We start from the raw sequence: 16,960 nt of genomic DNA on the forward strand, positions 1-16,960 counted from the left end.
TTGCGTCAGTCGCGGATCAAGCTGCCAGCACCGTGATCAGTAAACAGCTCTAGCAAGCAGGCGTTCGGCACGCGACCATCCAGGATAACCACCGCGCGCACACCGTTTTCAATGGCATTCAGCGCGGTTTCGGTTTTCGGGATCATGCCGCCGGCGATGGTGCCGTCTGCCGTTAACGCGCGGATTTGCGCCGCGGTCAGTTCGGTCAAAACTTCGCCTTCGCCGTTTTTGACGCCCGCAACGTCAGTCAGCAAAAGCAAGCGATCCGCGTTCAAGGCACCCGCGATGGCACCGGCTGCCGTGTCGCCATTTATGTTGAAAGTCTCGCCGTCATGACCCGCACCCAAGGGCGCAATGACCGGAATGGTGTTGGATTGGAACAGGTCTTGCAGGATCGATGGATCAACCACAGACGGTGTGCCGACGAACCCGAGCGCTGGATCAGTTTGTGTGCAGGTCACAAGGTTTGCGTCTTTGCCAGACAGGCCAACGGCGCGGCCACCTTGGGCCCCGATAGCTTGTACAATACGCTTGTTCACGAGGCCGCTCAGCACCATTTCTACGACTTCCATGGTCGGCGCGTCGGTGACCCGTTTGCCATTCACAAAGTCGGATTTGATATCGAGCCGTTCCAGCATCGCGTTGATCATCGGCCCGCCGCCATGAACGATCACAGGGTTCGCGCCGACTTGTTGCATCAGCACAACGTCACGCGCAAAGCTGGCCATGCCTTCGTCACTGCCCATCGCGTGGCCGCCCAGTTTTATCACGACAATCGCACCAGAATAGCGCTGCATGTAGGGCAGGGCGCGGCTTAGCGTTTCGGCAGTGGTGATCCAGTCGCGGTTCATATCTTGTGTCTTCATGTTGTTCCCTCGTCACAGAGTTATGGGAAACCGAAGCCCTGCGCGCAAGGCATTCCATGGCGACACAAGGATACTTGGGGCGATTGGATGAATTATTCGAGGGTGGCGATGATGCTGCGCAATGTATCGATGCCGGTGCCCTTTTCGGAACTGGTCATGACGATCTCGGGGTAGGCTGCGGGATGTGCTGCCAGTTTGCTGCGGACCTGTTCGAGCAGTTTTTCGTGCGCTTCTTCTTTGATCTTGTCCGTCTTGGTCAAAACGCACTGGAAAATCACCGCGGAACTGTCGAGCAACGACATGATTTCTTCGTCCACAGGTTTGACGCCGTGACGTGCATCAATCAGCACAAAGGCGCGGCGCAAAGTTTGACGGCCCGACAAGTACTGCTTGAGCAGGCGCTGCCATTTCTCAACGACTGGCAGGGGCGCGTTCGCGTAACCGTAACCCGGAAGGTCGACCAGATAGTGGCTGTCATGCGCGGTGAAATAGTTGATTTCCTGCGTACGGCCAGGCGTGTTCGAGGCGCGTGCCAGACCTTTGCGGCCGGTGACCGCATTGATCAGTGACGATTTCCCAACGTTGGAGCGGCCGGCAAAGCAAACCTCCATCCGGTCCGCAGACGGCAGGCCGTCCATGGCCACAACGCCTTTGACGAATTCGGTGCCGTGGGCAAACAACAAGCGACCTTGTTCTTTGATTATCTTGTCCGGCGTTTCGGCCAGTGAAAATTGCATTTGCATTATACGGGCCGCACCTTGTCGCCTGTGGCGATTGCACCGCCTTGAATGACTTCGCAGCGCACTGAGAAATCCTGGTGGCCAAAGCTTTTGAGCGCGGCCAATGTGTCGGCATCACGTCTGCCGGTGTCTGGGTTCGACGTGGTTGCTACACAGCGATCCGTGCGCTCGCGAGGGCGCAAAATCGCGTCACCGATTGCGATGTCCTTGCCCATCCAGTCGAATTCGATCCATGGGGTTTCGCTGTCAAACCAGACGTTGCCACGCCAGCGGTGGATCGACAGATCTTGGCCAACTGCCCGCTCGACGGCGCGATGCGACGCCATATTGCACAGGGTCACCGACGGAAAATCGCTGTCGGTATATCCGCGTCCATCAAGGCGCATGATGTGGCTGGGCAACGCGCGGTTCTGAGGAACCAATGGCGATGTCCACCCGATCAGCGCATCAGGATTGTCATCTGGGCGAAACGTCAAATCAGGGCGATCCGGGTGGCGCAACGTGATGGTTTCGTTCGCCTCGTCCAACTCGGCTGTGATCGCCATCAGCGCAGGCGCTTTGGAGACACGGCTAAAGTTTGCACATTGCGCCCACACACCAGCCTGCGCCTTGGCGCTGTCATGCGCCACGGCCCAAACACGATCCCACGGCATCGCCGCGCCAGCGATGAGCGCGACGTTTTGCAACGCCTCGCGACCGTGCGATTTGATCGGGTGTCGCCATATGCTGGTGATCTGATCCAAGTTTACGTGTCTGCCTTTGGTTTCTTGCTGAAGCTGCCTTTGATGTTGCCAAAGACGTCAGGTTTGTAGCCTTGGCTGCGCATGATCAAATACTGTTGCGTAAAGGTGATCGTGTTGTTTGCGATCCAGTAAACCACCAGACCAGAGGCAAAGCTGCCCAGCATGAACATAAAGACCCACGGCATCCACGCAAAGATCATCTGCTGTGTCGGGTCGGTGGGTGCCGGGTTCAGTTTTTGCTGCAACCACATCGAGATGCCGAGAATGATCGGCAAAATACCGATAAAGATCAGGGCCATAACACTGCCAGCTTCGGGGCCACCATTTGGCAGCAGGCCAAACAGGTTCAACAGCGTTGTGGGGTCAGGCGCGGACAAATCCTGGAATGGGCCAAACCATGCCGCATGGCGCAGTTCGATCGTCACAAAGATAACCTTGTAGAGCGAGAAGAAGATCGGGATTTGCATCAAGATCGGCAAACAGCCCGCCGCGGGATTAACCTTGTTCTTCTTATACAGCTCCATCATGCCGGTTTGCAGCTTTTGCTTGTCGTCACCGGCGCTGGCTTTCAGCTTTTCCATCTCTGGCTGAAGCTCTTTCATCTTGGCCATCGAGACGTAAGATTTATAGGCTAGGGGGAAAAGAACCGCTTTGATGATGAGCGTCAGCGCGATGATTGACCAACCCATGTTGCCAACGATTTTGTTCAACTCGTGCAGCAGCCAAAAAATTGGTTTGGTCAAGAAAAAGAACCAACCCCAATCGATACTATCGATGAATTTGGTGACGCCACCGGTTTGGTATTCGCGAATGGTTTCCCATTCTTTTGCACCGGCAAAGACGCGCAATGTGCTGGTTTCTGTCGCACCGGGTTGCACGGTGACTTTGGGCATGACCGCTTCGATCTGGTAGATGTCAGAGCGCGGGCGGTATTTTGCGGTCAGGCGTGTAGGCACGTCTTTTGCAGGGATCAATGTTGTCATCCAAAAGTGATCTGTGATGCCGATCCAGCCGTTGGCGACGTCGTCGATACGTTCAGCTGGAACACCTTCTTTTGGATGGATGTCAAAGTCGGGAATGTCGTCCCAGTTTGTCTCACTGTATTCGTCGGTCATTGTGACCAGACCTTCGTGCAAAACAAAGAAGTTCTTTAGGTCTTTTGGCTCGCCGTGACGCGCCAGTAAACCATAAGGCACCATCGATGCGGCGACATCGCCTACGTTTTCCACCGATTGAGTAACAGTGAACATGTAGTTTTCGTCGATGGCGTAGGTGCGGTTAAAGACCAAGCCTGCGCCATTGTCCCATTTCAGTGTCAACGGGGTCGACGGCGTCAAAACTTCACCTTCTGAAATCGACCATTGTGTTTCGGGGCCAGGAACGTTTGCAGGATCAACGCCTGTGCTCGCGGCCCAACCAAATAGCGCGTAATAGGGATCGTCGCTGCCCACCGGTGACAACAAGGTGACTGTGTCAGCATCTTCGGCTTGGGTTTCGTTGTAATCACTCAGTTTCAGTTCGTCGATACGACCACCGAGCAAGGAAATAGATCCGCTCAGGCGGGACGTTTCGATTGCAGCGCGTGGCGCGTCTATCAATGCTTGTGGTGTACTGGTTTCCGCGGTGGTGACCGCCGCGTCATCTGCGCTAGGGGCGGCCGCAGGGGTTGCGCCGTCCGCCGTTTCTGTTTGCGTTGTTACGACTTGCTCAGGCACAATCGCTTCTTCGGGTGCGAACCATGTCATCCACACGAAAATAACGGCCATGCTCAACACAGTTGCAAGGATGAGATTCTTGTTCTGATCGTCCATTGGGACCGCCACCTAATTCGTTTGATATTAGGGTTGGGTTCAACAGAGATGAGGGCCAAAGGTCAAGCGGATTCGAGGGTTTTACCAATATCTGCGTAGTATTTGTTGCACTGATCTGTGTGCGAATTTTGCAAGACCCAAACGCTTATTTGCTGCTGCGTTGGGTAATTTGCGGAGCATCTTGCAATTTCGCCTCATGGGCAGAAATCCAATCCAAGGTTTCTTGGAACGGCATGGGTTTGCCGATGCCGAACCCCTGAACATGATCGCAGCCCAATTGTGCGAGTAAGGCATGCTCGCCAACGGTCTCGACACCTTCAGCAAGAGTTTCCAGATTCATACGTTCGGCCATGGTCAAAATGGCGCTGATCATGCGTTGTTGTTCAGGATCGCGGTCTGCCTTCATAACAAAGGAGCGATCGATTTTGATGCGATTGACAGCAAAACGGCGAATTGAAGAGATTGATGCGTGACCTGTCCCAAAATCATCAAGGTCCATACGGCACCCTAAGGCGACCAATCCATTGATGTTTTTCGTCACTTGATCATCAGGCGCGCCTGCAATCACGGTTTCAAGGATTTCGACTGACAACCGGTCTGGTGTCAAATTGAAACGGTCTAATTCCCATTTCACTTTTTCGATCAGCCGCGGGTTATTCAATTCCACAGCGCTAAAGTTCACGCCGACTTGCGGAACATGCACACCAGCGGCATCCCATGCTTTGAGAGCCGTAAACGTGTGGTACATCATCAATTCTACCAGCCGTTCCATGCGGCCGGATTGATCAATGGCAGGCAGAAATTCAGCGGGCGCAATCATGCCACGTTCTGGATGGTTCCAGCGTGCCAATGCCTCAAATCCAGTAACTTTTCCGGTGTCGGTGGAAATTTGCGGTTGAAACCAAGGGATGATTTGCCCTGATTCTAACGCCGAAGTGACTTCTTCTCTTAGCTCTGCGCGGCTTTGCGTGATGCGCCGCATTTCGTCGGTATAGGCGCGAATTGCGGATGGGCCGCGTTTTTGGGCTGCACGCAACGCTGTTGCAGCGGCTTGCGACCATGCTGCACCAGATGACCCCGGCGCGCGCGAACTAAGGCAAAACCCAACACATGCAGAAACATACAGTGACAAACCATCGACTGAAATCGGCTCTTCGATGACAGATTGGATGCGACCGGCCAGTTGAATGCAAACCTCAAGGTCGGTTTGTCGTTCGGCACCGATACATACGGCAAACCGGCAATCGCCCAGACGTGCGACGTTATCGTAATCGCGCATCGCAGTGACAATCCGGTCACCTGTGCGTTGGATAACAATGTCGCCTGCTGCCTCTCCGTGGCGTTCGACAAGTTCTGCAAAATCTTCGAGCTCGATATGAAATACAGCCGAGGTGCGGGTTTTATCCAACGTTTTTTCACGGATGTGTTCGACAAGCTCGTCAAATCCGTCACGCTGCAACAGGCCGGTAAAGCTGTCGCGGGGCAGGAACGCCCGGCTGTTGCCAACTGAAAAACCACCCAACAACAGGTAGATCGCGGGGGATGCAATCGCGACAATTAACAACGCTGCCTCGCCGCCCGTCCAATAAGCGGCCAAGACCACCGCTGGCAAAAACGCCAATGCCTGCGGGCCAACCAAAGCCAAGCAAATACGTTCGCGCAAGCGCAACCACGTTCGGATCGGACTATACCGCATGATGACTTCCCAATTAGGCAGTTGCCAGTTGCAATTGCACGGTCACAGCTAAGCAGGCAGTGTAATTGCCGCGTTAACGCAGCTTGGGAATGTCGTCAGGGTTTGTTTCAAATTTGTCTAAATCGCGGGTCAAGCCGGCAAAATCAAACAGCTCTGGATCCAGCAAATGCGACGGACGCGTGTTGGTCAATGCGCGAAACATAATTTGACGGCGACCGGGTGAATTCGCTTCCCAGCCATCCAGAATTTGTTTTACTTGTTGGCGCTGTAACCCGTCCTGTGACCCACATAAATCACATGGAATTATCGGGTATTGCATGGCTTTTGAAAATTTTTCGCAATCAATTTCAGACACATGCGCAAGCGGGCGGTACACAAACAGATCGCCGTCTTCGTTCAGCAATTTGGGTGGCATTGTCGCCAAACGGCCGCCGTGAAACAAGTTCATAAAGAACGTCTCGAGAATGTCGTCGCGGTGGTGACCTAAAACGACGGCACTGCACCCTTCTTCGCGCGCAATGCGATATAAATTGCCACGCCGCAGCCGCGAACACAGTGCGCAAAACGTACGCCCCTGCGGGATTTTATCCATCACGATAGAATAGGTATCTTTGTATTCAATCCGGTGCGGCACGCCCATTTTTTCAAGAAACGCAGGCAACACAGTCGCAGGAAAACCCGGCTGGCCCTGATCCAGATTGCAGGCCAGAATATCGACGGGCAGCAAACCACGCCATTGCAACTCGTGCAGGACAGCCAGCAGCGTGTAACTGTCCTTACCGCCCGACAGGCACACCAGCCACCGCGTGCCTTTTTCGATCATGCCGTATTGCTCGATCGCCTCGCGGGTCAGGCGCACGATCCGTTTGCGCAGCTTTTTGAACTCGGTTGTGCGGGGCGCACCTGCGAACAGAGGATGGATATCATCAGAGTGATCAGTCATGGGGTTTGTCGTCCGGCACAGGGTCATAACCATCGCCGCCCCAAGGGTGACAGCGGCAGATGCGGTGTGCGGCCAAATAGCTGCCCTTGATGCCGCCATGTTTGTGCAACGCTTCCATCGCGTAGGCGCTGCATGTCGGCTGATAGCGACAGTTAAATCCGACCCACGGGCTAAACACCAAACGATAGGCGCGCACGGGCAGGGACAGGGTGAACGCCAGCGGGCTCATCGTCGCCCACCTTTGGCCAAGGCGGTGCGCAGATCGTCTTTCAAGGTTTCCAAAGGGATCGTTGCCGTCGCATCGCGCCGCCCGATCAACACATAATCGATGCCTGCTTTGCCCTCGTCAGGCAGCACCATGCGGGCAATTTCCCGTAACCGCCGCTTGGCTCGATTGCGCGCCACCGCATTGCCGACTTTTTTGGAACAGGTAAATCCGACGCGCAGGGGCGCATCATCACCACGCTGACGGATTTGCAGAATAAAGCCGGGCATCGCGACGCGCGGGGCCCGCGAGGCTTGCAAAAATTCGGACCGGTTTTGCAGAACGGCAATGCCGCGCTTGCCAAGCCCTAAACGTGACGACCCCGCCGGAGGGTTATCCCCGGCAGTTGGTAAACTGCACATTGGGGGCTCCGGCGGGGTCATGTCAGGTAAACCTGTTCGAGACGCTTAAATTAAGCGCTCAGTTCCGAACGACCTTTTGCACGACGTGCATTCAGGATCTTGCGGCCAGCTTTTGTTGCCATGCGCGCGCGGAAACCGTGGCGCCGTTTGCGCACAAGGTTAGAAGGTTGAAAGGTGCGTTTCATCGCTCCGTCTCCATATTAAGCCATTGGACGCGAGGAATCGCCGCCAAGGGTGTCTATTCAGAACCCGTCCTTTAAGGGGGTCCATGGACCAAGTCAAACCCTAGCGGCGGTGAATAGGATGGTTTTGCAACAAATATCTGTTTGATGCGTGTTAGATGTTTCATTTACCCGACTTTGGCCGGATTTGGAACGCATTTCTCACGAAATCGGGCCTTTGCGATCAATCGGCTGTGATCGCCTTTGTTTGTTGGTGGTGCCCACCCCCACCTTAAGTCCATTGATGCAGCAGACAAAAGAGGCAACACTGATGAGCGATATGACCAATTCTCACGACAATCTAACCAAATCCGGGTTTTTGCGGCATCTGCCGTTGCTGGTGATTCTTGTGGTGGCCGGTCTTGGCGCGTTTTTCCTCAGCGACTACCTGAGCTTTGACACCTTACGCGACAACCGCGAGGCGTTGATCGATTTCCGCGATGACAACTACCTGCTGACGGTGCTGATCTTTGTCGCCGCCTACATCTTGATCGTCGGGTTTTCCCTGCCCGGTGGCACCGTCGCCACGCTGACGGGCGGGTTCCTGTTTGGCACGGTTTTTGGGGTGCTGTTCAACGTCACCGGTGCCACCATCGGCGCGGCGGTCATTTTCCTCGCGGCGCGCTACGGGTTTGGCGAAACTCTGGGGGCGAAAATGGAAGGCTCCAAAGGGGCGGTGAAAAAGATCAAAGACGGTATTGATGAAAACCAATGGTCGATGCTGTTTATCATCCGCCTCGTGCCGATTGTGCCGTTTTTCATGGCCAACCTGATCCCGTCGTTCATGCAAGTGCCGCTGCACCGCTTTGTGATCTCGACGTTTTTCGGCATCATTCCGGCCTCTATCGTGTTCACGTCAATCGGGGCAGGCTTGGGCGAAGTGTTCGCGGCGGGCGAAACCCCGAATCTCGGCATTATCTTTGAACCGCACATCCTGCTGCCGATCTTGGGCATGGCCGCGCTGTCGTTGGTTCCTGTTGTTCTAAAAGCCGTGACTGGCAAAAAGGGTCTGTAAGTAATGAAAACGATCAAGACAGATATTTTGGTGATCGGGGCTGGTTCCGGTGGGCTTTCGGTTGCTGCGGGGGCCTCGCAAATGGGCGCGTCTGTGACCTTGCTTGAAGGCCACAAAATGGGCGGCGATTGCCTGAATTTTGGCTGTGTGCCGTCCAAAGCGCTGATCGCGAGCGGCAAAGCGGCTTACGGCATGACGCACGCGGCGGACTACGGCGTGGCGAATGTTGAACCACAGGTCGACTACGCTGCCGCCAAAGACCACGTGGCCGACGTGATCGCCACAATCGCCCCAGTCGACAGCCAAGAGCGGTTCGAGGGCTTTGGCGTCAACGTGATCCGCGAATTTGGTGAATTCGTATCCCCGACCGAAGTCAAAGCGGGCGACACTATCATCAAGGCCCGCCGCGTCGTGATCGCCACAGGGTCTTCGCCGTTGGTGCCGCCAATTCCCGGGCTGGAAAACGTGCCCTATGAAACCAACGAAACCCTGTTCGATCTGCGGACGCGCCCTGACCACTTGCTGATCATCGGAGGTGGCCCCATCGGTATGGAAATGGCGCAGGCGCATATCCGTCTTGGATCCAAAGTTACCGTGATTGAAGGGGCAAAAGCGCTGGGCAAGGATGACCCTGAACTGGCAAAGGTCGTTCTGGACACGCTGCGCGATGAAGGCATCGAGATTGCCGAAGATGCCATGGCCGCCGAAATTCGCGGCACGGCCGGCGCGATTGAGGTCGAGGTTCAAGACGGCCGTATTTTCAAAGGCTCGCACCTGCTGATGGCCGTGGGGCGGAAATCCAACACCGACAAACTGAACCTTGCGGGGGCGGGCATCGAAACCACGCGCACCGGCATTCAGGTCGACGCAGGCATGCGCACCACCAACCGCAAAGTCTATGCCATCGGCGACGTCGCAGGCGGGCTGCAATTCACCCACGTCGCAGGCTACCACGCGGGCGTCATCATCCGCTCGATGCTGTTCGGGTTGCCCTCCAAGGCCAAGACCAGCCACATCCCGTGGGCCACCTACACCGACCCGGAACTGTCGCAAGTCGGCATGACCGAAGCACAAGCGCGCGAAGCGCATGGCGACAAACTCGAAGTGATCCGCTTTGATTATTCCCACAACGACCGCGCTATCGCGGAACGCAAAACCAAAGGTTTCATCAAGGTCATGGTCGTCAAGGGCCGCCCCATCGGCGCGTCGATCGTTGGCTATCAGGCGGGCGAGCTGATCAACCTTTGGGCGCTCGCGCTCGCCAACAACATGAAGATGTCCCAGATCGCGGCCATGGTCGCGCCCTATCCCACAATCGGAGAGGTGAACAAACGCGTCGCGGGTGCCTACTACACACCCCGATTGTTTGATAATCCTACCGTCAAACGCGTCGTTGGGTTTGTCCAACGGTTCATTCCATAACGATAGGGGCGTATTTTGAATTCCCTCTCTGGCCGATTTTTGATCCTGACCATCATCTTTGTGATGCTGGCCGAGATTTTGATATTTGTACCCTCCATCGCGCGGTTCCGCGAAGACTACTTGTTGGACCATTTGGAACGCGCGCAAATCGCGTCTCTTGCGCTGTTGGCCGACGACATGCTGGAACCGAAACTAGAGGAAGAGCTGCTTGAAAACGCCGGCGTCTTTAACGTGGTTTTGCGTCGCGACGAAATCCGCCAGTTGATGTTGTCCACGCCCATGCCGATGCCAATCTCAGCGACGTATGATTTGCGTGATGGCACCGCGCTGGTGCTGATCCGAGACGCCATGCGGCGGATTGTGCAGCCCGAAAACGAAGTCATTCGTGTGATCGGCGCGCCCCTGCGCGAGGCGGGCCTGCTGATCGAAGTCACGATGGAAGCAGGCCCCATGCGTGCTGCCATGATCGACTACGGCGTGCGCATTTTGATCCTGTCCGCCGTGATCTCGATCTTTACGGCGTTCTTGTTGTTCCTGGCAGTGCGCGCCACGCTGGTCAAACCGATCCGCGGGGTTGTTGGTGCCATGCAAAGCTACGCTGCCGCGCCAGAGGACGCCCGTCGTATCATCACCCCGAACGCCGGTGTGACCGAGTTGCGCGAGGCCGAAGACGCGCTGAAATTCATGCAAACCGAGCTGACGAGCGCCTTGCGTCAAAAAGATCGCCTTGCCCAACTTGGCAGTGCTGTCAGCAAAATCAGCCATGATTTGCGCAACATCATGACCTCGGCGCAGCTGTTCACAGACCGCATCGAAATGTCAGAAGATCCGCTGGTTGCGCGCCTTGCGCCAAAGCTGGTGAATTCGATCACCCGCGCTGTGCACCTGTGCGAAAGCACGCTGGCCTTTGGCAAAGCCGAAGAACCCAGCCCCACCTTGTCCGTGGTCCCGCTGGCCCCCATCGTCGCTGACGTGATCGACAGCGAACGACTGGCGATCGGTGATTTTGACCTCAGCTTTGCCGAGGACGTCCCCGCTGCAATGACCCTGCGCGCCGATTCCGAACAGCTGTTCCGCGTGATCGCCAATTTGGTACGCAATGCCCGCCAGGCCATCGTGGCCAGCGGTAAACCTGCCGAAATCGCGGTGTCTTCGTTCGAGGATGACACCAGCTGGAAGATCGAAATCACCGATACCGGCCCCGGTCTGCCCGCAAAAGCCCAAGAGCACCTGTTTACGCCGTTTCAGGGTGGGTTCACCAAGGGTGGCTCCGGTCTTGGGCTCGCGATCTCCGAAGAACTGATCCGCGGGCACGGCGGAACCATCGTTTTGCAACGCACAGGGCCCGAAGGTACCGCGTTTTGCATCCACCTGCCCAAAGGTGATGTCACTTTGTGACGAAATTTTTTCGATAGGTGCGAAACGGGGCTTGCACTGCCCCGCAGGCAAGACTAAACCCCCGCTCAGCGCACCCGTAGCTCAGCTGGATAGAGTACCTGACTACGAATCAGGGGGTCAGAGGTTCGAATCCTCTCGGGTGCACCATTTCCAACTTGTTGAATGTAGACGTAAGTTTCTTTTTTGAGCACGATTTTGCCTTTTCATTGGGAATTTTCCAGCTAGGCATTTCGAGTATATTGTTCGACGTCACATGACTTTGACCTTTGCGTCAAAAACTGACCTTATTCTCGAAATCCTTGGTCGACCCTTTTGCGGCTCATCCCCAAGAATGGCAGAAGGTTCGAAAATTTGGCACGTAGACCCGGAAAAACCCTTGAAAAATGGGAAGTGGCGATCGTTAAAGCGATGCTACAGAAGAATTATGTCCCGCAGGATGTTCACGCCTATTTTTCGAGGCCGACGCGGTCTGTTAACCAAGCTCGAATATCTCAAATCAAAGATGGGAAGATGCATGTAGCCGTCAAACCCGCAAGCGATGTTGAACTCGACGCTTTCCTGAATGCATGGCCGGATATTGACCCATTAACGGGGCTTCACATCAAAGGCGACGAGTTATTGATCAAAGCTCGCGAAGCTATGATTGCTGCTGTTCACACCTTCAACAGTGCGGGTCTGTTTTTTAGGGCAGAGCTGTTCATTGTCACAAGCGTCATCGCTTGGACGTATCTGATGCACGCCTACTACAAGCGGGAGGGCGTCGATTACAGATACAAGAAAGCAGGCGTCGTTCAGAAAACAAAGCATGGTGCCGACAAGTATTGGGAACTAGGCCAATGCCTAACTCACGGTGGTAGCCCAATAGAAAAGGGTATCGTTGACAATCTCAGCTTCCTCACTGAAATTCGACATGAGATAGAACACCAATCGACTGCGCGAGTTGACGATGCTTTGAGCGCCAAACTACAAGCGTGCTGCATCAACTTCAACGATACGATCAAGACCCTGTTCGGCAAAGAGTTTGCGTTGGAAAAGCGGCTGCCGATTGCGCTTCAATTCGTTACCTTTGATGGAGGGCAGAGAGCAAACTTGGTCGGCCAAGACCTACCGGCCAACTTGGCGACGGCAATGGATGACTTTCACAATGGACTAAGTGAAGCAGAACAGGCCGACCCCAAATTTCGCTACCGAGTAGCCTTCGTACCAAAGGTAGCTGGCAAGGCGTCCAACTCAGATTTGGCTGTTGAGTTTGTAAAGCCTGGCACGCCGGAAGCGGAGAGTGTTGAGAGGGTTCTTCTCAAGGAAACAGAGCGTCCGAAATATCTACCGACAGCGATTGTCGCTAAAGTAAAGGCCGCAGGCTTTACTCAGTTTGAGATTTACGATCATACGCAACTAGTGGACCAGCTCAACGCAAGAAATGCGGGGAAAGGCTACGGCGTAGATGTTGCTGGAAAGTGGTATTGGTATGAGGGCTGGTTTGAGAAAGTAATAGAAAAGCTCGAAGAGGGATGGACCCGGTGACAAATAGTCTCTTAGCGGGGTCGTTTGCAGGATGGGGCGAAATGACGCGCTAATTTCAGTTTTAATACTGCTACTTCCCAGAAGGTCTGGCGCCGCTGTCGTTCTTAGAGGACTACGACGGCGACATGGAAAGCTACGGGAAGGGTGCAAAAGCTTGGCAATCCGCGATAAAAGAAAATTCCGGAGAGGATGCTAACGACCACAACACTTCTTGAACTTAATCCCCGACCCGCAAGTGCAGGGCTCGTTCCTGCCAACTTTAACTGTGTTAGGTGTTGGCGAACCTAAGGCGCGACTAAGTGCACCAGTAGGCGGAATTTGACGTTGTAGTCTCGCCTCGCCCGAAATGATCTGAGAAACGAATGCTGATCTTTCGTTCAGCATCTGTCGCTCTTCGTCATTAACCGCATATTCTCTTAACGCCGACAACTCGGCCAAGGCGGCATTATGGGCACCGTTCCAGGCTAACACGATTGAATAAACGCTTCTGGTAGGTAAAATTAACTCTGTAAGCTGGCTTTCACGAACGATGGGCAGGACGTGCTGCTCAATAATCTCGCGAGCACCAACTGGATCAGCCATTAAGACAAGAAAGTCATCAACCGCTTCTAACCCTGTCGAGACAACAGATCTTGCGGCTTGAGCGAGGACATAGAATTTTAGAGCCGTGATGCGCCTAAGGAGCGGCGGCTCGTCCATCTTCACCACGATATGAGACCACAGCGCTAGGCTACACGTCCACAGAAACCTGCAAGCGGCTTTCGATCAATTTTGAAACGCTGCATCTGTTACGTGACAACGGCATGCTCGAGCTACGTCGGATGAAGAGCGCTATGTCACGGATGACTGGCTTTCTCGTCACATTGGATTCTTTGTCGGCCTTTGAGAAGCGGTACTTTTCGCTCGGCATGTTGCGGGGAAGCAATCCAGTCTGCAAAGACCTAAGGCTGGTAGACTTGGATCGTCTGAATTTGAAACCAATCATTGATAAGAGCGGCTTGCGCAGGATCTACAAGTGGCGCGATCTGCCGACTGATCCGGTTGGAAGGCTCGAAGCCATGGCGCTTGAGGAAGCAGCACAGGTTGAAGAGGAAATACAATGAAAGACTTACTGATTGATGATATTTCGGACGAAGTTCTGAGTGCATTGTACGACCAAGCGGAGGCAAAGGGGATCAGCCTCGAAGAGCATGCCCGACGCATTTTGTGCGACGCGCTCGGTGTCAGCCCATTGGACGGCAACCCTTTCGTTTCGGTCGAATTTCTGCGTGACAATCACGAAGCAGTTTTGGATGCAGCAAACAAGCAACCGGTCTGCGTGTTCGATGCGGGTGGAAAGGAGTTCGTGATCGTTTGCCAGAGCGAATTTGACCGGTTAGGGGAGTACTTTTTGAAGGCTGAATAGCATTACCTGTATCGTTTGTATGGCCTTACTATCACGCATGAAGAGTACATTGAGGACTGTTTCATCAATCCACGCAACATCACTGGAACTGTAGTATTCGATCTGAGGCCAACGCCACAGGTGATGCATCTTGCATTTAACAACTAGAAATTGCACGCATTGTTTAAAAACGCGCAAGCTGCATTTTGGTTTCACTGATCCGGAAGAAAAGGCGATACTTCATGAAAAAGATGAAACCTCACTCCAAGCCTTTCCTCACAACGAAAGCAGGTCGATTTCTAGACAGGGTCTCCTATTTTGACATTATCTTTTTCGCCACAACTGCCGTGGGGCTGTCAACAACCTACTTTGCGATCATCCCATCTGACTTCGACAATTGCCCTAGTGATAGTCTGGATATTTTAAATGCGCTGTATTTTTCAACGATCACGTTCACAACTGTTGGTTACGGTGACATTGCGCCGAGCGGATTTGGACGTCTTGTGGCTGCGGGAACTGCTTTTTCTGGTCTTTTCACTACCGCGTTATTGATCGGAAAGTTATCGTCTGAAAGACAATCGGCAACCCTTCAACTGCTCCACACTAGTGACGTGGAGCGGAGGCTTGCAAAATTTAGCGACGACATGAGATCAGTTATTTCACAATTAAGCTCCAATAGGCCTGTGATCGACCTTTCCGACAAGCGCGCACTCGAAGAGTTTGAGGCTGTCAGGTATGGAGTCGATGTTATCAAGGGAACAAACAGGTATGTTTTTTTCAACGCTATGCAGGCAAATATTACTGTAATAGGCAATCGCTCTTCTTTTCCTGAGTTGTGCAAATGTGTAGAAGCGCTAGGTAAACGTGCGCTCAAAGTCTCTCTCGATAACAAAAGCCTGCGGAGCGAAAAGCTCGACAATGAAGTTCAGAATTTGATTGAAAGTTGTTCTAATTTTTTCACGGATATCACGCAACTTCACACCTTAAACCCTCCAACATCTATCCTTGGATCAGTTCTATCTAACCTTACGTCAGCGTTTCGAAAACCAAATGTAAGACGCAGCCCCTCCAACAACGGCCAAGTTTGGGTGCAAACAGCTCAAAATGCCTTATCAGAACACACACCTATCGCGCCGACAGTCGAAATGCTCCGGACGGTTGAAGCTCGGCTGCCAAGCAAAAACACAAGTGAGTGGCAGCAGGGTTTTCATAAGAAAGTTGCTGCAGATCTTGGTATCAGCAACGCCGCAATTAGTAGATACATCGACATTCTAAAGGAGAGGGGAACCGTAACGGACGACGGCAATCAAACGCAGTCTATGACCTGCCCCCCGAAACTTCCCTCGTTTTAATGTAAAGTTTGCTCAACTTTCGAAGGAGCAAACAAATGCGACAGAGTCGTTTTACTGAGGCCCAGATTATTGGGATGATCAAAGAGCAAGAAGCTGGAATGCCAACGGCTGAGGTGTGTCGGAGACATGGCCTGAGCCCTGCGTCGTTCTACAAGTTCAAAGCCAAAGGTGGCATGAACGTTTCTGACACCCACCGCCTTAAATCGCTGGAGGACGAGAACGCCAAGCTGAAGCGTCTTCTGGCGGACACGATGCTCGACAATGTTGTGTTGAAAGATTTGCTGGGAAAGAACTGACGACACCGAATTTGCGACGGGCTGTAGCACGCAAGGCAATGCGGGATCATGATATCTCGCAACGTCGTGCGTGCAGGCTGGTCGGTGTCGATCCCAAGACCGTACGGCGCGACAAGCCGCCGGATAATCCAGAAGTTCGCGAAGAGATGAAGGCGATTGCCAGCAAACGGCGTCGGTTCGGCTATCGCCGGATTGGCGTGCTGTTGGAACGCAAAGGCATGATTATGAACCACAAGAAGCTGTATCGTCTCTACACCGAGGAAAAGCTGGGTGTCAGGCGGCGCAGAGGCCGTAAACGTGCGCGTGGATCGCGGACACCTATGCCCGTGGCTTTGCGCCCGGGCGAGCGTTGGTCGTTGGATTTTGTGTCGGACACGTTTGGTGCGTCTCGCAAGTTCCGCATGCTGGCAGTGAATGACGACTGCTGCCGTGAGAACCTGTGCCTGATGGCCGATACCAGCATCTCTGGCGCTCGGGTTGCCCGTGAATTGGACGCACTGGTGCGCGTCTACGGAAAGCCTGCTTGTATTGTCAGTGACAACGGGACGGAGTTTACCAGTCGCGCGATCCTGAAGTGGGCTGGCGATAGCGACGTGGATTGGCATTACATCGATCCGGGCAAACCGCAGCAGAATGGCTTCATCGAAAGCTTTAATGGCAGCCTGCGAGACGAGCTGCTGAATGAGGAGATCTTCGACACTTTAGATGACGCCCGCAGAAAACTGGCGCTTTGGCGATACGACTACAATCAGGTCAGACCGCACTCGTCTCTCGGGAACAAAACGCCCACTGAAGCGCGCCGGGCGCTTGAGCAACTTGAGGGCTCCGCGCACGACGCGCTTGCCCAAACTGACGATGAAGAATATGAAATCCAAACCCGCAAACTCTCGTTATGAATGAGGGAGCCTCGGGGGGCAGGTCA

The 16,960-nt window shown here is 54.0% G+C and carries 18 protein-coding genes and 1 tRNA gene; 9 read left to right on the top strand and 10 right to left on the bottom strand.

Annotated elements, in window-relative coordinates; all coding sequences use genetic code 11:
- Window positions 1–5 precede the first annotated feature (5 nt).
- The 9 genes from argB to rpmH all read right to left on the bottom strand — a co-directional run bounded on the left by argB (window position 6) and on the right by rpmH (window position 7,611).
- Complete coding sequence (argB, locus tag ACFIO0_RS20705; protein WP_390912366.1) at window positions 6–866, bottom strand: acetylglutamate kinase; 861 nt, start codon at window positions 864–866, stop codon at window positions 6–8.
- 92 nt (window positions 867–958) lie between these two features.
- Entirely contained in the window at window positions 959–1,609 is a 651-nt protein-coding gene (gene yihA, locus ACFIO0_RS20710) for a ribosome biogenesis GTP-binding protein YihA/YsxC (RefSeq protein ID WP_390912368.1), read from the bottom strand.
- Window positions 1,609–2,349, bottom strand: a complete 741-nt coding sequence (locus tag ACFIO0_RS20715; protein WP_390912370.1) for an MOSC N-terminal beta barrel domain-containing protein — start codon at window positions 2,347–2,349, stop codon at window positions 1,609–1,611. Before ACFIO0_RS20715 ends, yihA begins: the two co-directional genes overlap by 1 nt.
- Window positions 2,350–2,351: 2 nt before the next feature.
- The gene (yidC, locus tag ACFIO0_RS20720) at window positions 2,352–4,160 is read right to left on the bottom strand and encodes a membrane protein insertase YidC (RefSeq protein WP_390912372.1); all 1,809 of its coding nucleotides are present in this window, start codon (window positions 4,158–4,160) and stop codon (window positions 2,352–2,354) included.
- A gap of 145 nt (window positions 4,161–4,305) precedes the next feature.
- Window positions 4,306–5,856, bottom strand: a complete 1,551-nt coding sequence (locus ACFIO0_RS20725) for an EAL domain-containing protein (RefSeq protein WP_390912374.1) — start codon at window positions 5,854–5,856, stop codon at window positions 4,306–4,308.
- Window positions 5,857–5,929: 73 nt separating this feature from the next.
- Window positions 5,930–6,799 carry a tRNA 2-thiocytidine(32) synthetase TtcA gene (gene ttcA / locus ACFIO0_RS20730; RefSeq protein ID WP_390912375.1) on the bottom strand — a complete coding sequence of 290 codons (870 nt, stop codon included), beginning with the start codon at window positions 6,797–6,799 and terminating at the stop codon, window positions 5,930–5,932.
- The gene (yidD, locus tag ACFIO0_RS20735) at window positions 6,792–7,028 is read right to left on the bottom strand and encodes a membrane protein insertion efficiency factor YidD (RefSeq protein ID WP_390912377.1); all 237 of its coding nucleotides are present in this window, start codon (window positions 7,026–7,028) and stop codon (window positions 6,792–6,794) included. The genes ttcA and yidD overlap by 8 nt, the downstream gene beginning before the upstream one ends.
- Window positions 7,025–7,426, bottom strand: coding sequence for a ribonuclease P protein component (rnpA, locus tag ACFIO0_RS20740; protein WP_390912379.1), 402 nt, complete (start codon window positions 7,424–7,426; stop codon window positions 7,025–7,027). The genes yidD and rnpA overlap by 4 nt, the downstream gene beginning before the upstream one ends.
- A 50-nt stretch (window positions 7,427–7,476) precedes the next feature.
- Window positions 7,477–7,611 (bottom strand): 50S ribosomal protein L34, encoded by a 135-nt coding sequence (gene rpmH / locus ACFIO0_RS20745; RefSeq protein WP_390912381.1) that lies wholly within the window; start codon window positions 7,609–7,611, stop codon window positions 7,477–7,479.
- Window positions 7,612–7,918: 307 nt separating this feature from the next.
- Between rpmH and ACFIO0_RS20750 the strand changes: the two genes are divergently transcribed.
- The 5 genes from ACFIO0_RS20750 to ACFIO0_RS20770 all read left to right on the top strand — a co-directional run bounded on the left by ACFIO0_RS20750 (window position 7,919) and on the right by ACFIO0_RS20770 (window position 13,006).
- Window positions 7,919–8,662: a VTT domain-containing protein gene (locus ACFIO0_RS20750; protein WP_390912383.1), complete on the top strand. Its 744-nt coding sequence runs from the start codon at window positions 7,919–7,921 to the stop codon at window positions 8,660–8,662.
- Between the two features lie 3 nt (window positions 8,663–8,665).
- Complete coding sequence (locus tag ACFIO0_RS20755; protein ID WP_390912385.1) at window positions 8,666–10,084, top strand: FAD-dependent oxidoreductase; 1,419 nt, start codon at window positions 8,666–8,668, stop codon at window positions 10,082–10,084.
- A gap of 12 nt (window positions 10,085–10,096) precedes the next feature.
- A complete protein-coding gene (locus tag ACFIO0_RS20760) occupies window positions 10,097–11,482 on the top strand; it encodes an ATP-binding protein (protein ID WP_390915379.1) in 1,386 nt (461 codons plus the stop codon).
- Between the two features lie 70 nt (window positions 11,483–11,552).
- Window positions 11,553–11,629, top strand: a tRNA-Arg gene (locus tag ACFIO0_RS20765).
- A gap of 204 nt (window positions 11,630–11,833) precedes the next feature.
- Window positions 11,834–13,006 (top strand): DUF3644 domain-containing protein, encoded by a 1,173-nt coding sequence (locus ACFIO0_RS20770; protein WP_390912387.1) that lies wholly within the window; start codon window positions 11,834–11,836, stop codon window positions 13,004–13,006.
- Window positions 13,007–13,198: 192 nt separating this feature from the next.
- On the opposite strand, the gene ACFIO0_RS20775 is transcribed toward ACFIO0_RS20770, so the two are convergent.
- Window positions 13,199–13,705 (bottom strand): SEC-C metal-binding domain-containing protein, encoded by a 507-nt coding sequence (locus ACFIO0_RS20775; RefSeq protein WP_390912389.1) that lies wholly within the window; start codon window positions 13,703–13,705, stop codon window positions 13,199–13,201.
- Between the two features lie 104 nt (window positions 13,706–13,809).
- Here ACFIO0_RS20775 and ACFIO0_RS20780 point away from each other — a divergent pair, with 104 nt between their 5' ends.
- The 4 genes from ACFIO0_RS20780 (at window position 13,810) to ACFIO0_RS20795 (ending at window position 16,934) form a co-directional block, all read left to right on the top strand.
- Window positions 13,810–14,109, top strand: a complete 300-nt coding sequence (locus tag ACFIO0_RS20780) for a hypothetical protein (RefSeq protein WP_390912391.1) — start codon at window positions 13,810–13,812, stop codon at window positions 14,107–14,109.
- The gene (locus ACFIO0_RS20785) at window positions 14,106–14,411 is read left to right on the top strand and encodes a hypothetical protein (RefSeq protein WP_390912393.1); all 306 of its coding nucleotides are present in this window, start codon (window positions 14,106–14,108) and stop codon (window positions 14,409–14,411) included. The genes ACFIO0_RS20780 and ACFIO0_RS20785 overlap by 4 nt, the downstream gene beginning before the upstream one ends.
- Before the next feature lie 221 nt (window positions 14,412–14,632).
- Complete coding sequence (locus ACFIO0_RS20790) at window positions 14,633–15,742, top strand: ion channel (protein WP_390912395.1); 1,110 nt, start codon at window positions 14,633–14,635, stop codon at window positions 15,740–15,742.
- A gap of 35 nt (window positions 15,743–15,777) precedes the next feature.
- A protein-coding gene (locus ACFIO0_RS20795) for an IS3 family transposase (RefSeq protein ID WP_390910992.1) occupies window positions 15,778–16,934 on the top strand; the annotation gives its coding sequence in 2 pieces (ribosomal slippage) (window positions 15,778–16,024 and window positions 16,024–16,934; 1,158 coding nt in all).
- Window positions 16,935–16,960: the final 26 nt, after the last annotated feature.

The sequence above is a fragment of the Pseudosulfitobacter sp. SM2401 genome (genome assembly GCF_042932805.1).
Lineage (GTDB): Bacteria > Pseudomonadota > Alphaproteobacteria > Rhodobacterales > Rhodobacteraceae > Ascidiaceihabitans.